This is a genomic window from Parafrankia irregularis (assembly GCF_001536285.1).
Lineage (GTDB): Bacteria > Actinomycetota > Actinomycetes > Frankiales > Frankiaceae > Parafrankia > Parafrankia irregularis.
Map to the genome: position 1 here is coordinate 561,971 of NZ_FAOZ01000002.1, position 16,235 is coordinate 578,205.

12 protein-coding genes are annotated in these 16,235 nt (G+C 72.0%); 8 read left to right on the top strand and 4 right to left on the bottom strand.

What is annotated here, in order from left to right; genetic code table 11:
- Window position 1: 1 nt before the first annotated feature.
- Window positions 2-676, bottom strand: a complete 675-nt coding sequence (locus tag AWX74_RS04960; protein WP_242666072.1) for an acyltransferase — start codon at window positions 674-676, stop codon at window positions 2-4.
- A gap of 141 nt (window positions 677-817) precedes the next feature.
- On the opposite strand from AWX74_RS04960, the gene AWX74_RS04965 reads away from it, so the two are divergent.
- From AWX74_RS04965 to manB, 8 genes are all read left to right on the top strand, one after another.
- Complete coding sequence (locus AWX74_RS04965) at window positions 818-1,762, top strand: glycosyltransferase family 2 protein (protein ID WP_091271948.1); 945 nt, start codon at window positions 818-820, stop codon at window positions 1,760-1,762.
- Complete coding sequence (locus tag AWX74_RS04970; protein ID WP_091271952.1) at window positions 1,752-3,113, top strand: glycosyltransferase family 4 protein; 1,362 nt, start codon at window positions 1,752-1,754, stop codon at window positions 3,111-3,113. Before AWX74_RS04965 ends, AWX74_RS04970 begins: the two co-directional genes overlap by 11 nt.
- The gene (locus tag AWX74_RS04975) at window positions 3,110-3,823 is read left to right on the top strand and encodes a class I SAM-dependent methyltransferase (protein ID WP_091271957.1); all 714 of its coding nucleotides are present in this window, start codon (window positions 3,110-3,112) and stop codon (window positions 3,821-3,823) included. Before AWX74_RS04970 ends, AWX74_RS04975 begins: the two co-directional genes overlap by 4 nt.
- A 112-nt stretch (window positions 3,824-3,935) precedes the next feature.
- The gene (locus tag AWX74_RS04980) at window positions 3,936-4,124 is read left to right on the top strand and encodes a hypothetical protein (RefSeq protein WP_054570574.1); all 189 of its coding nucleotides are present in this window, start codon (window positions 3,936-3,938) and stop codon (window positions 4,122-4,124) included.
- 383 nt (window positions 4,125-4,507) lie between these two features.
- A complete protein-coding gene (locus AWX74_RS04985) occupies window positions 4,508-5,782 on the top strand; it encodes a glycosyltransferase family 4 protein (RefSeq protein ID WP_091272124.1) in 1,275 nt (424 codons plus the stop codon).
- A gap of 64 nt (window positions 5,783-5,846) precedes the next feature.
- On the top strand, window positions 5,847-6,977 hold the full coding sequence (locus tag AWX74_RS04990; protein WP_091271960.1) for a glycosyltransferase family 4 protein: 1,131 nt from the start codon (window positions 5,847-5,849) through the stop codon (window positions 6,975-6,977).
- A 17-nt stretch (window positions 6,978-6,994) separates the two neighbouring features.
- Entirely contained in the window at window positions 6,995-7,906 is a 912-nt protein-coding gene (locus AWX74_RS04995; RefSeq protein WP_091271962.1) for a glycosyltransferase family 2 protein, read from the top strand.
- 149 nt (window positions 7,907-8,055) lie between these two features.
- Entirely contained in the window at window positions 8,056-9,129 is a 1,074-nt protein-coding gene (manB, locus tag AWX74_RS05000) for a mannose-1-phosphate guanylyltransferase (protein ID WP_091271964.1), read from the top strand.
- Between the two features lie 258 nt (window positions 9,130-9,387).
- On the opposite strand, the gene AWX74_RS05005 is transcribed toward manB, so the two are convergent.
- From AWX74_RS05005 to AWX74_RS05015, 3 genes are all read right to left on the bottom strand, one after another.
- Window positions 9,388-11,910, bottom strand: coding sequence for an ATP-binding protein (locus AWX74_RS05005; protein ID WP_242666073.1), 2,523 nt, complete (start codon window positions 11,908-11,910; stop codon window positions 9,388-9,390).
- Window positions 11,911-12,044: 134 nt separating this feature from the next.
- Entirely contained in the window at window positions 12,045-14,099 is a 2,055-nt protein-coding gene (locus AWX74_RS39825; RefSeq protein WP_091271970.1) for a lytic transglycosylase domain-containing protein, read from the bottom strand.
- Window positions 14,100-14,527: 428 nt separating this feature from the next.
- Window positions 14,528-15,844 carry an acyltransferase family protein gene (locus AWX74_RS05015; protein ID WP_091271973.1) on the bottom strand — a complete coding sequence of 439 codons (1,317 nt, stop codon included), beginning with the start codon at window positions 15,842-15,844 and terminating at the stop codon, window positions 14,528-14,530.
- Window positions 15,845-16,235: the final 391 nt, after the last annotated feature.

Consider the following 16,235-nt stretch of genomic DNA (forward strand, 5'->3'; position numbering starts at 1 on the left):
CTCAGCGCCAGTAGTCGATATGCCCGACGACCTTCGCCGGTGAGCCCGCGACGACCGCCTTCGCGGGGACGTCCTTGGTCACCACGGAGCCGGCGGCCACGACGGCGCTCTCGCCGACCGTCACGCCTTTGAGGACGATCGCGCCGGCACCGATCCACGCGCGGTCCTCCAGCACGATCGGCCCACTCATCGGCTGTTCGACACCGTCGACGACCATCGGGTGGAAATCGTTGTCGAGAAGCTGGGTGTCCCATGACACGTTGCAGTACGCGCCGATCGACACCCGTTCCCGCACCAGGATCTTCGCGAAACCGTTGATATTCGCGAAGGGGCCGAGTTCAAGAACACCCGAGTCGACCACGACGCGAATCCCGCGCTGCAGCGAGACGACGCCCTCGCAGCGGATCCGGCCCTCGGGGTGGACGCGGACCACCGACACGTCGTGCCGCGTCGTCAGTCCGAACGGGGCGAGCCCGATCCGCATCGCCGCGCCGTCGGCGAACTCGATCCGCTCGTGCCCTTCGATCACCGTCGGCGAACCGATCCAGATCGGCTGCTTGTGGGCGAGCGGATAGCGCAGTCCGGCCACGAACGAGCGTGCCGAGGTCTCCCTGGCGGCACGCAGAGCCCGCACATGGCGCACATACTCGCGTAGATCACCTCTGAACGTCCCCACGCTGGTAACAGTAGGCGCAGCATCGGGCCGCCCGGAGTTCGGCCCCCACAGCAAGCCGTGTCACCCTGGTGGGCGGACTGCCCGCGAGCTGCCTGGGGACGGAACGCGGGCGCGCGACCACGACCCGGGAGTCACAGCGACGTGAGTGTCAGTGCCATCCATCCACACGAGCACCAGAGCGGCCTGGCGGTCGAGACACCGCCCTACGTGACCGTGGTGCTTCCCTGTTACAACGAGCAGGATCACGTCGTCCTGGAGCTCGAGCGCATCACGGCCGCGATGGACGCCAGCGGCTACAGCTACGAACTGCTGGTGATCGACGACAAGTCGACCGACAGCACACTGAGCGTCCTGCGTGACGTCGCGCCGAAGTACCCGAACATGCGGCTGATGCCGTTCCGGCGCAACGGCGGGTCGGGCACCGCCCGGCGCATCGGGACGCAGGAGGCGCGCGGTAAGATCGTCGTCTGGACCGACGCGGACATGACGTATCCGAACGAGCGCATTCCCGAGTTCGTCCAGTACCTCGACGAGAATCCGGATGTCGACCAGGTTGTCGGCGCCCGGACCACCGAGGAGGGCACGCACAAATGGGCGCGCGTGCCGGCGAAGTGGCTCATCCGAATGATCGCCCAGCGGCTGTCCGGAATGAAGATCCCTGATCTCAACTCCGGGCTGCGTGCCTTCCGCCGCGACGTCTCGCTGCCCTACCTGCGGCTGCTGCCGCCCGGATTCTCCTGCGTCACGACCATCACGATGGCGTTCCTGTCCAACCAGCATCCGGTGGACTACCTGCCGATCGACTACGCCAAGCGCTCGGGGACGTCCAAGTTCCACCCGTTCCGGGATGCGCGCCGGTACATCCTGCAGGTGCTGCGGATGGTCATGTACTTCGACCCGATCAAGGTTCTGATGCCGGTCGCCCTGTGGATCATGGGGCTCGGCTTCGCCAAGCTGATCGCCGACGTCATCCGCTACGATCTCCGGGTCACCACCTCGACGCTGCTCGCGATCCTGGTCGGGTTCCAGATCGTCGTCCTCGCCCTGATCGGTGACCTGGTGGCCCGGTCGCGCAGTGACACCTGACCGATCGCGGTCCGCGGCGCGGATCGCGATCATCGGGCCGACCCACCCGTACAAGGGCGGTATCGCCCAGCACACGACCGAGCTGGCACACCGGCTGGCCGACCGCGGGCACCAGGTGCGGATCGAGTCGTGGTCCCGCCAGTACCCCGCTCGGCTCTACCCGGGCCAGCAGCGGGTCGCCGTCCCGGAGGGGACGCCGTTCCCCGCGACCTCCTACCCGCTTTCCTGGCGCCGGCCCGACACCTGGCTGCGCCTGGGCCGTCAGCTGCGGCCGACCGGAACCGCCGCGGCCGACGGCCCAGGCGCTGAACGCCCGGACGTCGACGGGCGGGGTGTCAACGGGCAGGGCGTCAACGGGCAGGGCGTGAATGGGCAGGGCGTCGACGGGCGGGGTGTCGACCTCGTCGTGCTCGTCGTCGTGACGCCGATCCAGGCACCGGCCTACCTCGCGATCCTCGCCGGGCTGCGCGGCCGGCGTCGGCGGTCACCGACCGTCCTCGCCCTGTGTCACAACGTGCTGCCGCATGAGCGGCGCTCGGTCGACCAGCCGCTGATCTCCGCCGTGCTGCGCCGGAGCTCGGCGGTGCTCGTGCACACCCAGGCCCAGGCGGAGCTCGCGGGCACGCTCACCGACGTCCCGGTGCGGGTCGCCGAGATGGCCACCCACCTGTGGACCCCGCCCGCCCCCGAATCCGACCCCGTCCTCGACTCCGACCCCGGTCTCGACCCCGACCCCGGCCTCGACTCCGCCGTGGGGATCGTCGTTCCGGCGGCCGCCGCCGCCGTGCCCGAGCCCTCGCGCGAGCTGCTGTTCTTCGGGCTGGTCCGGCCGTACAAGGGTCTGGACGTGCTGCTGCGCGCGCTGGCGGCCGGGCCGGCCGACGTCCGCCTGACGGTGGCGGGGGAGTTCTGGGGCGGGGTGGAGGCGACCCGGGACCTGGTGGCCGAGCTGGGCCTCGGCGACCGCGTCGACCTGCGTCCCGGCTATGTCCCGGCCCGGGACGTCCCAGGCCTGTTCGCGGCCGCGGACGCGCTGGTGCTGCCGTACCGGGCCGGCACCGCGTCGCAGAACGTCGACCTCGCGCATCTGCACGGTCTGCCCGTCGTCGCGACCAGCGTCGGGACGCTCGCGACGTCGGTGCGTGACGGCGTCGACGGCCTGCTCGTCCCACCGGACGACCCGACCGCGCTCGCCGCGGCCCTGCGGCGGCTGTACGAGCCGGGGACGCTCGCCGCGCTGCGGGCCGCGGTGGCCCCACCTGACACCGACGCCGCCTGGGACCGCTACCTCGACGCGGTGCTGGCCCCGTCCGGTGCCGACCGCGCGGGAAAGGCAGACTGTGCGCCATGAGTCCCCTACGCGACGACGCCCTCGCCTACGCCGGTCACCAGGTGCACGTCATGCGCCGCCGCGAGGTCGGGACGCTGCTCTCCTGGGCGGGTGACCTGCACGGGCGGACGATGCTCGACGTCGCGGGCGGCGACGGCTACTGGGCCGGCCAGGCGATTCGCCGCGGTGCCCGGGCGGTGAGCCTGGACCTCGCGCGCCACAAGCTGACCTTCGGCAGCCGGCTGAGGCACCGCCCGGGGCTGGTCGAGGGTGACGCGCTGCGGCTGCCCTTCGCACCCGCGACGTTCGACGTCGTCATGTCGGTCTGCGCCATCGAGCACTTCGATGACGGACCGGCCGCGCTGGCCGAGATGGCCCGGGTGCTGCGCCCGGGCGGTGACCTGGTGATGTCCGCGGACGCGCTGACCCGGGCCGAGCGCTGGCCGGACCTGTTCGCCCGGCATCGGGAGCGGTACCACGTCCAGCACACGTATCCCGGCGAGCGGCTGGCGAAGCTGCTCGACGCGGCCGGGCTGGAGGTCGTCCGACAGACCTACATGTTTCGCTCCGAACGGGCTGAACGGCTCTACCTGAACCTTTCGGCCAAGGGCGGGAAGGTCGGGTGGAACGCGGCCGCGGCGATCTCCCCGTTGGTGGCGCTGTCCGATCGCAGGGCGCCGGACACCACCGGTAGCGTCGTGCTGACCCACGCTCGCAGGAGGCAGCCTTGACCAGCCGACCAGTCAGGCCCGCCCGGCCCTTCAGCTCCGCCCGAACTGCCGGCTCCGCCCGAACTGCCGGCTCCGCCCGGACCGCCGGCTCCGCCCGGCCTGGAGCGTGGGCATGAGCGCGCCGCTCGGGCAGAAGGTGCTCGCGGGCTTCCTCACCTTTCTGCTGTTCGCCCTGGTGATCTTCGGGCTCGGTGCGGCCTTCGACCAGTTCGGGGAGCGTGCCTGGGGGTACGGAGTCGGCATCGGAGTCTGCGTGATCATGGTGGTCGCGGGCGTGGCGGCCGGCCGGCGCGACGAGTAGCCCGGCCAGGGCCCACCAGCCCCGTGGGTGTTCGGATGAGCCAGAAGATCTGAGGATTCTGGTCAGCCCGGTAGCCCCGTAGCCCCGGTTTGGCGAGTCGCAAGAGTGAAGGATTTTGGTCGTTTCAACGACCAAAATCCGTACTTCTTGCGGTTTGCCAGGCGACTCTGTGTCCTTTTTGTGCCTATTAACGGTGAATTATCGGTGCCACGTGGCGGTGTGGGGTCGTCGACGGATGGCCGTGCGTGGTGGGGTTCGCATTCCATGGGCACGGCGGCACGCTCGCTGCCGACCAGGATCATCCGGACTTGCTCGGCAGCAGCGGAAGTTCGTCGCAGGGGGCGGGGCCGGCGGGCCCGGCGTCGCGCGGGAGACTGACCGCCGTGCGGATCGGTTTCCTGGTCGAACAGATGCTGGCGCCGGTGCCCGGCGGCACCGGTCGCTACTCCGCCGAGCTGGCCGCAGCCCTGGCTCGCACCGCGGATCCCGGCGACGGTGTCGTCGGATGGTGCGCGTTCCGCCGCGACGTCTCGGGCGCGGCCGTGCCCGGTGTTCTCGGGCCGTTGCGCCTGGGGCTGCCACGGCGCGCCCTTGCCGCAGCCTGGGCGCGCGGCGTGGGCCCGATACCCGGGGGAGTGGACGTCGTCCATGCGCCGACGCTCCTCGTGCCGCCACGAGGCCTTGAGGCGCTCCCGCCCGGGGTGCGCCACGCGGCCACCGCGTGGCGGCGGACGGCGACCGGTCGCCACGGCGACGCGGACCCGCGAAGCCGCACGCTGATCGGCAGCCGCCTGGACGGTCGGAGCCGCCTGGTGGTCACGGTGCACGACGCGGTGCCGTGGACCCATCCCGAAACCCTCACCCCGCACGGGGTGCGCTGGCATCGCGAGATGGGGGAGCGGGTCGCCCGCGAGGCCGACGCGGTGATCGTGCCGACCCAGGCCGTCGCCGCGGACGTCCGCGAGCACCTGCCGATCGACCCCGAGCGGCTGCACGTGATCGGCGAGGGGGTCGCCGACGCGGTGCTGCGGGTGCCGGCGGACGCCGATCGCCGGGCCGCCCGGCTGGGCCTGCCCGAACGGGGGTACCTGCTGACGCTGGCGACCATGGAGCCCCGCAAGGGCCTGGACACGGCGCTGGCCGCGATGCGTCACCCGGCGGCGCCCGATCTGCCGTTGGTGCACGTCGGAGCGGCGGGGTGGGGTGATCTCGGTGCCGGTACCGCGGGTCCGGGCGGGTTCGCCGAGCTCGCGGCGGCCGGGCGTTTCCGCGCGCTCGGCCGGATCAGTGACGAGGATCTCGCGGTCGTGCTCTCCCGGGCGACGGCCCTGCTCGCGCCGAGTCGCTCGGAGGGTTTCGGGCTGCCGGTCATCGAGGCCATGGCCCACGGAGTGCCGGTGGTCGTGTCCGACACGCCGGCTTTGGTGGAGGTCGCCGGGGACGCCGCGCTGGTGGCCCGGATCGGTGATGCGGCCGGCTTTGCCGAGGCTCTCGGGCGTATCGTCCAGAATCCCCGGCTACACAGCCGTCTGTCGCGTTCGGGACTCCTCCGCGCGGCGGGATTTACCTGGAATGAGGCGGCGCGATCGTGCTGGGAGCTCTACCGTCGAATCAGCAGCTCCCCTGCCGTGTCCGTCGCTGACGACGGGCGGGCGTAGTGTTGCCACCGTTGAGAAGCAAGCGGCCACACTGAATCAGGCGGCACGTCTCGGAAGGAGCGCCGTGGGACCCCGGGTGCTCGTTGATGCGACCTCGGTCCCGGCCGACCGCGGTGGCGTCGGGCGATATGTCGACGGGCTCGTCGCCGCCTTGGGCGCGGCTGGCGCCGACATGGCGCTGGTGTGCCAGCGATCGGACGAGGAACGCTACAGCCGGATGGCGCCCCAGGCGACCGTCCTGTCGGGCCCGGCGGCCATTGCGCACCGGCCCGCGCGGTTGGCGTGGGAGCAGACCGGCCTTCCGCTGGTGGCGGAGCAGGTCAATGCCGAAGTAATCCACTCCCCGCACTACACAATGCCATTGCGAGCACAACGGCCGGTGTGCGTGACGATCCACGATGTCACGTTCTTCACCGAGCCGGAGATGCATACCGCGGTGAAGGGAACCTTCTTCCGCTCGGCGATGCGTACGGCGGTGCGCCGGGCGAACCGCATCATCGTGCCGTCGAAGGCGACGCGGGACGAGCTCGTCCGCGTGCTCGAGGGCGATCCGACCACCACCGACGTCGCGTATCACGGGGTGGATACCAGCACGTTCCATCCGCCAACGGAGGATGACCGGCGGCGGGTGCGGTTGCGGCTCGGTCTCGGAAACGCCCGGTATGTCGCTTTTCTCGGCATGCTGGAGCCGCGGAAGAACGTTCCGAACCTCATTCGCGGCTGGGCCGAGGCGGTGCACTGGCGGGACGAGCCGCCGGCGTTGGTGCTGGCCGGCGGCTCCGGCTGGGACGACGACGTCGACGCGGCCGTCGCCTCGGTGCCGAGCCATCTGCGCGTGATCCGTCCGGGTTACCTGCGCTTCTCCGACCTGCCGGGCTACCTCGGCGGCTCGGAGCTGGTCGCCTACCCGTCGCACGGCGAGGGCTTCGGGCTGCCCGTGCTGGAGGCCATGGCCTGCGGCGCGCCGGTGCTCACCACACCGCGGTTGTCGCTGCCCGAGGTGGGTGGGGACGCGGTCGCCTACACCCAGCCGGACGCGGACTCCATCGCCCGTGAGATGAGCACCCTGCTCGACGACGCGGAGCGCCGCAGCCAGCTCGCGGCCGCCGGCCTCGCCCGCTCCCGCGAGTTCACCTGGGCCGCCTCGGCGGAGGCGCACCTGGCGAGCTATGCCCGTGCGGTGGCCGACGCCTGACGCGCTACGGTTTTCCGGTGGACAAGCCGGAGATCCGGGTCGTCGTCGTCACCTTCAACTCCGGGGAGGTCATCGGAACCTTCCTGGACTCGTTGGCCAAGTCGACCACCCGTCAGTACGAGGTCGTGGTGGTCGACAACTCGCCCCAGGTCGATGTCGGGACCCGTGCCGCGGGCGAGCGGCCCGAGGTGGCGCTGCTGCGCCCGGGCCGCAACCTCGGCTACGGCTCCGGCGCCAACCGGGGGGCGGCTGGTGCGTCCACGCCGTGGCTGCTGGTGGCGAACGCCGACATCGCCTTCTCCCCGGGCAGCCTGGACGAGCTGATCGCCGCGGCCGATCGCTGGCCCGGCGGCGGTGCGTTCGGCCCCGGCATCATCAACCCGGACGGGGCGCTGTACCCGTCCGCTCGTGACCTGCCCTCGCTTGGGCGGGGCATCGGCCACGCGCTGCTCGGGTGGTGCTGGCCCACGAACCCCTGGACGGCCTCCTACCGCCGCGAGCGGGGCGTTCCGAGGGAGATGACCGCCGGCTGGCTGTCCGGCTCCTGTCAGCTGCTGCGGCGCGAGGTGTTCGAGGCCGTCGGCGGCTTCGACGAGTCCTATTTCATGTTCATGGAGGACGTCGATCTGGGCCGGCGCGTCGGGCTGGCCGGCCACCAGCTGGTCTACGTCCCCGGCGCCGTCGTCGAGCACCTCGGCGGGCACTCGACGAAGCGGTCGTCGCGCCGGATGGTGATCGCACACCACCGCAGCATGATCCGCTATCTGTGTCGGCAGTACGACAGCCCGGCCTACCTGCCACTGCGCGCCGCGCTCACGGTCGGCCTCGGTGCCCGGCTGCTGCTGGCGCTGGCGTTCGCCCGGGACAGCGCGGGCGCGCGGGCCACCCGGTCCGCTGACCTGCTCGCTTCGGCGCGCCGTCCGCACTGATTCTCTCACCCAGATAACGGATATCCGTCACGACTCGTGAACTCGGTATAGAGCGTGCGTGTCCGGGTTGTGGCCTCTTGTTGAGAGGGTGCGATTTCCCGGACAGGTGTGCGCAACTGCGACGAGGTGCTCTGCGACACTGACGAATCATGGACGCAGTGATGCTGGTCGGCGGGCAGGGAACCCGTCTCCGCCCGTTGACAATGTCGGCGCCGAAGCCGATGTTGCCGGTTGCCGGCGTGCCGGTGACGGCCCACATGCTCGCCCGTGCCCGCGACGCGGGGATCACCCGGGTGGTGCTCGCCACCTCCTATCGGGCCGAGGTTTTCGAGGAGTACTTCGGGGACGGCTCCGAGCACGGGCTGGTTCTCGAGTACGTCACGGAGGTCGAGCCGCTGGGCACCGGCGGGGCGATCCGCAATGTCGCGGAACGCCTCGAATCAGCCCCCGACGATCCGGTGGTCATCTTCAACGGTGACATCCTCTCCGGTCTCGACATCGGTGCCCTCGTCAGCCGGCACACCACGGCCGGTGCCGCGGTGACGCTCCATCTGACGAGGGTGGAGGATCCCCGTGCGTTCGGCGTCGTGCCGACCGACGGCGCCGGCCGGGTGACCGCCTTCCTGGAGAAGACCCCCGACCCACCCACCAACCTCATCAACGCCGGCTGCTACGTCTTCCGGCGTTCCGTGATCGACGACATCCCGGCCGGGCGCCCGGTCTCGGTCGAGCGGGAGACCTTCCCCGCCCTGCTCACGTCCGGCGTTCCCGTGGTCGGCTACCCGGACGACACCTACTGGCTCGACCTAGGCACCCCGGCCGCCTTCGTCCGCGGTTCGCGTGACCTCGTCACCGGGCGGATGCCGTCCTCGGCGCTGCCCGGTCCGGTCGGCGACCGGCTGGTGCTGCCCGGGTCGACGGTGGCGACCGACGCCAAGATCGGCGGTGGCTCGACGATCGGCGCGGGTGCGTCGGTGGGCACCGGGGCGCGGATCGACGGCTCCGTCCTGTTCGACCGGGCTTCCGTCGGCGCGGGTGCCTACATCCGCGACAGTGTCGTCGGGCGGGCGGCGGTCATCGGCAACGGCGTGGTGCTGGAGAACGTCGTCGTCGGTGACGGCGCCGTGATCGAGCCGGGCAACGAGCTGCGTGCCGGCGCGCGGGTGTTTCCCGGCACGGTGCTGAGCGCGGGTGCCGTCCGCTTCAGCTCCGACCGCGCCTAGCACGGGCGTCTCCATGGCGCCGGAGGCGAAGGGCGATGAGTGGAGGATTTCAGTCGTCCTGACGACGAACGTCCTCCACTCATCGGGCCGCGGCTTGGGGCTGCCGCCGCGGCAGTGGTTGCTGCCGGGCAAGATCTGAGGATTCTGGGTCGCCAGGACGGAGAACTGCCTCAGCTCTTCGGACAGCCCGAGCCCCTCAGGCAGCCCGAGCCCCGGGTCGGACAGGCCGGCCCCCGGGATCACCGTGGGCCCGCGGGCTCACCGCGGGTCGGTCTGCCGGCTCAGCGCGGGCCAGGTGATCTCCAGACAGACCTGGCTGTCGTCGACGTCCCGGCGCAACGAGAGGAGCTCCTCCTCGTCCTCCGGCGGAAGCGGGGACGGCGGAAGCGGGGACGGCTGGGACGCGGCCGTCCCGGCCGGGCCTGTGGCCGGGTAGGTGAGGAAGAGCCGCCCGCCGGTGTCGTCGCAGATCAGGGTGAGGACAACCTGCTGCGCGCCGGTGGCCGGCGCGGCACCGAGCAGACCGGGCAGGATGTCCGCGAGCCGCGCACGCACCGGCGCGGGAATCCGCCCCGGCTCGCCGGCCAGCCGCACCTCGACCCCGAGCCCCCGCGCGCGGGCCTCGACGACTGCCGGCCCCAGCTCACCCAGCGTCTGCCCGGCGCCGGTGACCAGGGCCCGGCGGATGGCGGCCGCCCGCTGGCCGCAGCGGTCGCGCACGGCCGGGTCACGCGGGTCCAGCAGACCGTCCGCGACCGCCTCCAACAGCGGCAGCACCTCCTGCTCGATCGTGGCGAGACCACGCTCCCGGTCGGCCCGGACAGCGCGCGCCGACTGCTCCAGCGCCGCGCGGGCGGTCTCCTCCTCGAGCGCTCGGGCGACCTGGTCGGCGGTGCGTCGCAGCACCGGGCCGCCCATCGCCACCATGATCTGCAGCGCGATCTGGCTGTTCGCCGCGGCCAGCAGCTGGGCCAGCGCCAGCGGGCCGGTGTCCGAGCCGGCCAGGACGAGCACGCCGAGCACCGCGATGGTCGCGATGATCGCGAAAGCCCAGGCGACCAACAGGCGGGACACCGCGAGCAGGGCGAGGAGCACCGGGAGCACCAGCACCGGCCAGGTGTTGATCCGGCTCGGTGGCCCGCCCGCCCCCGTCGCACCGTGGGCCTGGGTGACGTTCAGAGCCACCACCACGGTCACCGCCAGCGCGAGCGTGATCGCGGCGACGGCCTCGCCGCGGCGCAGCGGCCGCCGGTAGGACGTCCGGGCCGCGGCGGCCACGATCAGCGCCATGGCGGGCCAGCAGAGCACGGCGAGCGGCACCGACCGGGCGGACGGGAGGGTGAACGGCACGATGACGGCGGTGCAGCCGAACCAGGCCGGTGCGGCAAAAGCGACCGTGCGGCGCAGCACGGCCGCGTACGAGTCCCGCAGCTCGGTGGCCGACGTCCCGGCGGCCGCCGGGACGCCTCCCGGCAGCCTTCCCGCCGCTTCCAGCACCTTGCCGGCCGTCTTTCCCCGTGACAGGGGCCCTGGTGCCGTCGAGGCTCCCGCGCGGTCAGGCCCGGCCGGTGCCGGTGCCGGTGCCGGTGCTGGTGCCGGTGCTGGTGCCAGGGCTGGGGCTGGGGCTGGGGCCGGCCAGCGCAGGCGGACGGATGTTCCGTGCCCGGGGGCCGAGCTGATCGTCGCCTGCCCGCCGACCTCGGCGAGCCGGGCGTGCACCGACCGGGCCAGCCCGAGCCGGTCGTCGGGAACGTCGTCGGCGGCGAAGCCCCGGCCCGCGTCGTCGACGACGACGTTCACGCCGCCGCCCGGCCGGTTCGTGACGGTGAGGGTGGCGTGATCCGTCCCGGCATGGCGCCGGACGTTCGCCAGCAGCTCCTGCGCGGCCGCGGCCACCGCGCGGACCACCTCCTCCGGCAGGTCCGTGGTGGGCAGCGAGGCGACGTCCACCCGTAGCCCGCGGGCCGCCGCCACGGACACCACCCGCAGCATCGGCTCGGTGAGGTCGCGGGTGGCGGACGCGGTCCCGTCCAGCATGGTGCGGACGGCGTCGATCGCGTAGCGGCACTGCTCGGCGGTCAGGGCGATACCGGATCGGTCCCGGGTGCCGCCTCCCCAGGCGATGCCGGTCAGCGTGTTGAGAACGGTGTCGTGCAGCATCCGTTCGCGTTCTCGCTCGTCGCGAAGCCTCGCGGCTGCCACTGCCGCTGCCTGCCGCTGCGCCGCGGCGATGCCAAGCCTGGTGTCGGCCAGCCGGGCGATCGCGCTGAGCCGGGTGAGCGCGAGACGGAACAGGGCCGCGATCGCGATCACCAGCAGGCACGCGGCGAACGCGCGCGCCAGCGGGGTGTGGTTCCCACCGGCCGCCGGATCGTCCATCGTGACCTGGGCGATGGCCGCACCGCCGACGAGGGCCGTGACCATCAGCACGACCACGGCGACCAGAACCCGCCGGCGGCAGGCCCAGGAGGCGACGATCGCCGCATGGGCGGCCGCGGAGAAAACCCAGGTGGCGGAACCACCGACGGATTGCGCCGGCAGGAACAGCACCGCACCGGCGCTGACGCCGACGGCGACGGCGACGTTGCCGGGGACCAGCAGGCGGACGAGCCGCGGCCGGGTAAGAGCGACGGTCACGAAGACGGTGCCCCAGAGCACCGTCACGACGGCGGCGGCGAGCCCGGCGGGGTGCGCGGTGTACCAGGAACGCCAGACGACGACGTAGGCGACGAGGAAGGCGATGTTCAGGGCCCGCATCGCCGCGAAGGTCCGTACTGCCACCGTGTCGAGCGCCTGGTGGGCATTTGCCGGCACAGGACGAGTGTGCCCGGGTCGTGCCCGATGGTCACCGAGTTGTGGATTTCCGGGCCGATCATCCGGGTGGGTGCGACCCACCCGGAGCTGGTTGGGGCCGGTCAGCTGGTGCCCGTCGTGGGCGACGCGGTTGAGGACGCCGCCGGCGCCGTGGTGCTGGGCGCTGTTGTGGTCGTGGTCGTCGTCGTGGCCCTGGTCGTGGTGGCCGAGGCGCTGGCGGTGGCCGTGGCGCTCGCGGGAGGCGTGGTGGCCGCCGGCGTGGTCGCCGCCGGTTTCGTCGTTGCGGGAGTGGTCGGCGTCGGTGTCGCGGTGGCCGTGGGTGCGGCCGTGGCGGTGGGCGCCGCTGTGGTGGGGGCGGTGGTCGGTGCCACGGTGGCGCTCGGCGATGTGGGCGCGGTGGTTGCCGGGGTTTCGGTGGGCGCCGGCGTTACGGTCGGCGTGTCCTGCGTCGGGGTCGCGGTGGGCGCCGGGACGGTGGGGTCTGCCGCGAAGGCGCTCGACGGGACATTGCGGATGCGCAGCCGCATCTGGGCCGGGCAGACCTGGTCGGTGGGGGTGACGGTCAGCGTGACGATGACGGTGTCGTCCGTCAGGGCTGCCGCGGCGAGGCTGCTTCCGGGCAGCCGGGCGAGGAGCGCCGGCACCATCTTTCCGTCGCCGGTCTGCAGGGTCGTCCAGCTGGTTGTGATCTCTTTGTCATCGGTGGTGGTCGCGGTGGCCTCGACCGTGACGGTGGTGTTCAGCCAGGGCAGGCGCGCGGTGGTGAGGTCGAGCGCCTCGGCGCCGGCGGTGTCCGGGTCGAGATCCGTGAGAGCGACGGCCAGATCGGCGGCCCGCAGCGGGTCGCAGCTGCCCGGGTCGAGGGTGATCTCCGGGGCTGGCGTCGGCGGCAGCGTCGCGCCGGGCGTGGTCGGGCTCAGGCTGGGGTCCGTCGTGCCGTCCGTCCCGCCGGTGGGGGTGAGATCGGTGATCGGGACGTCGTCCAGGCTGGGACTGGTGGAGTCGGTGGTGGTGGATCCGGTGCTGGGGGTGGCGCCGCCCTGGCGGTAGCCGTTGTACCAGGTGAGGACGGTGCGGACGTAGGCGTCCGAGGGGTTGTACGACAGGATCGCGGCGCGCAGGTCGGCGGCGTCGTCGAGGTCGCGGTCGCGGGCGCAGAGGTAGTAGCCGGCGGCGAGGTCGGCGTCGTGGATGTTGTGCGGGTTCTTGACGCCGTCGCCGTTGCCGTCGCGGCCGGAGCCGGCCCAGGTGGTGGGGATGAACTGCATGGGGCCGACGGCGCGGTCGTAGACGGTGTCGTGGTCGAGGGCGCCGTTGTCGCTGTCGCGGATGAGGGCGTTGCCGCCGGTGCCGTTGAGGCGGGGTCCGAGGATGAGTGGGCTGGTGACGGTGCCGTCGGCGGTGATGCTGCGGCCGGTGGCGTGGTTGGACTCGACGTAGCCGATGGCGGCGAGCAGTTCCCAGGACAGGTGGCAGCTGGATTTGTCCGCGACGAGCTGCTGGGCGGCCTTCTGGTAGGCGGCGAGGAGCTGGGCGGGGATCTTCTTGGCGCTGGCGGTGAGGGTGATGCTGGTGGTGGGGCTGTCGCTGTCGGAGGTGGCTTCCTGGGCGAGCTCGTCGGTGGTGAGGTCCGCGGGGTTGGTCTCGGGCGGGGTGTTGGGGACGAGGTCGGGCAGTTTCCAGTCGCCGGTGCGGGCGGGTGGGTTCTTGGTGGTGTCGAGCTGGTCGCCGGTGTCGCCGCTGGTTTCGGGGGTGGCGGCGGTGCAGAAGAACAGCAGGCTGGCGGCGACCGCGGTGGGCAGCACCGTCGTGCGCACCAGACCCGAGGCACGGACGCGCTGCCCCGGCCCTTTGGCCGCGGGCCCGGCCTTGCCCGCCCGCGTCGCACCGCCCGCCTTCGTGGCCTTGCCCGCCCTGCCTGCCTTTGCGGTCTTCCCGGCCTTCGCGGTGCCGCCTGCCTTCGTGGAGCTGCCGGCCTTCGCGGTGCCGCCCACGGTGGGCAGCTCGACGGTCGGCGCCGTCGGAACGCGCTTGGTCAGATCGACCCGAGTGGGAACATCGCTGGCGGCCGGTGGGTCCGGCTGTGGCGTGTTCGCGGCCGCGGCACTGGGCCGCGGGTCCGTCGGGGACTGGTGACGTCGGCGGCGACGGCTCACCGGCAGATTCCTCCTGGCTTGGGAGGCGTCCGATGGGGCGGGCGATCACCACAGGACGCGAGGGCGCGTGGGGCAGACGTGCTCTTCGTGACCTGACTGGGACAGCAGGCCTGACCTGCGTTGATGCATGCCAACAGCGCCCCGGCCCGGAGTGGCGCCGGGCTGGGACGCGTGGGTGCTGCACTCAGTTCGGTCACGTTGTGTAAAAATTCCGAAACGGTCGGCGGTGCACGGTCGGGCAGGCCGCGAGCTATCCGCGTGCTGGGCAGTCGGCGCGAGAGAACTGTGACAGATGGATGCGCTTTCTGTTACCAAAAGATCAGATGTCCCGGTTGCTGTTATTTAGTTAACAGGTTCGGGAAAACGACCGCCATCCGCCGCCTGGCCAGTCCGTGAACTCGTCCGCGAGGAGCACCCGCATGCGCAGGTCAGCCGCCTGCGGGCGGGACGGATTCGCCGCCCGCGGTCATCGGCGCGGACGTCGGCCGTGGCGACACGGCCAGCGGCTGCGTCGCCGCCCGCCGAGGTGTCGCGGCAGGCGAGGCGAAGGTGTCTCGGCCTTTGCGCGGGGCCGTCCCACGGGCGTTGACCCAGGCTGGGCGCCGGCGCTGGACGGGCTTCTCCACCAGGTAGTACGAGGCGGAGGCGAGCCCCAGGCTGACGACGAGCGCGGCTCCGGCGGAGGGCACCCGCCCGTACCGGGGGACCAGTGAATCGTTGGCGACCCCGGTCACCGGGAAATGCCACAGGTAGAGGCTGTAGGAAATGCGGCCGACCCAGGACGCCGGGCGGCAGCTGAGCATGCGGTAGTACCACCCCGGACGCCGCTGGTCCGCGCCCAGGATCGCGACGGCGGCGAGGACCGCGACGAGCAGGTAGCCGCCGCGGGCCATCCAGGTCGGTCGGCCGACCAGATCGGGCCCGGTGGCGAAGAGGACCACGATGGCGACCAGTGCGACGGGGCTGAAGGACGCCAGCCGACGGAGGATGGCGTCCGCGGTGGCGCGCGCCGCGTGGCGAGGGGAGGCCCAGCCGCGCAGGGAGTCGTAGCGCCAGACGGCGAGCAGACAGCCGACGAGCAGGGAGTCGAACCGGGTGTCGGGGGCGTAGTAGATGCGCAGGTTCGACGCGCCGGTTGAGATCAGCACCTCACGCCAGATCAGCACGATGATCACCAGGCTGATCAGGATCTCCGGCAGGCAGCGGCGCAGCCGGCCGTTGCGGCAGATCGCAACCAGCGCGATCGGCCAGACCAGATAGAACTGCTCCTCCAGTGAGAGCGTCCACACATGACCGAACCACGCGCCGCTGTCCGGGGGATTCAGCGTGCGCTGAATATTTGCCACGTAGAAGACCGCGGCGAGACCGTTGCGCAGGAACTGCCATTGATCGTCCGCGTCCTTGAAGAGCAGGACGAGTGGGATCCCTGCTGCTACAAAGATGTAGAAGGCGGGGAGGAGACGGAAAGCGCGGCGTGCCCAGAAGGCGCGCAGGGAGATCCAGCCTTCACGGTCCCGCTCGGCCAGCAGCAGGCCGGTGATGAGGAACCCACTGAGCACCAGGAAGAGGTCGACCCCCAGATAACCCCCTGGTACCAGGCCCATATGGTGGAAGAACACGGTCAGCACCGCCAGCGCGCGCAGCCCGTCGAGCGCGGGATTGTGCCCACCGGAAGGTGTCCTCGACGTGCTCCCGACGGGTCGCGCGGATTCGCTGCGCGTAGCTGCGGTCAGGTTTTCCAGCATGGCGTCCCCCCACGGGCACCAACGGTTCAGAACGATGCTGGTGACGACAATAGACCTGCCTTTTACCGTCGGTCGAACCCGGTACCGGCCAGGCGCCCGAAGGTGCTCCGGAATGGTCTCACTCAATATCTGAACCGGATCCCGGGAGCCGGTCGGGTGTCCGCGAATCGTGGTGGCCGGCCCTGCGGCGGCGGAAGGCATTCCGGCCCCGGGCGGCTCCCCACCGGGGCCGGGCGGGTAGCGGTTGGGCGTGCCCGAGGGCCGGCGGCCGGCTGGCCGATGGGCGCCCCGTCGGCACCTCGAGGTGGCATCGAGACGGCGGCGAGGTGGCGGCGAGGCGGCGTCGCAGCGGGGCCGAGGGAGGCATGGTGACCCGTGCGGTCGTGGCCCC

Excerpts from the sequence above, each read along its gene's own strand:
- AWX74_RS05015 (WP_091271973.1), bottom strand. The coding sequence starts at position 15,844 with ATGCTGGAAAACCTGACCGCAGCTACGCGCAGCGAATCCGCGCGACCC.
- AWX74_RS04975 (WP_091271957.1), top strand. The coding sequence starts at position 3,110 with ATGAGTCCCCTACGCGACGACGCCCTCGCCTACGCCGGTCACCAGGTG.
- AWX74_RS04980 (WP_054570574.1), top strand. The coding sequence starts at position 3,936 with ATGAGCGCGCCGCTCGGGCAGAAGGTGCTCGCGGGCTTCCTCACCTTT.
- manB (WP_091271964.1), top strand. The coding sequence starts at position 8,056 with ATGGACGCAGTGATGCTGGTCGGCGGGCAGGGAACCCGTCTCCGCCCG.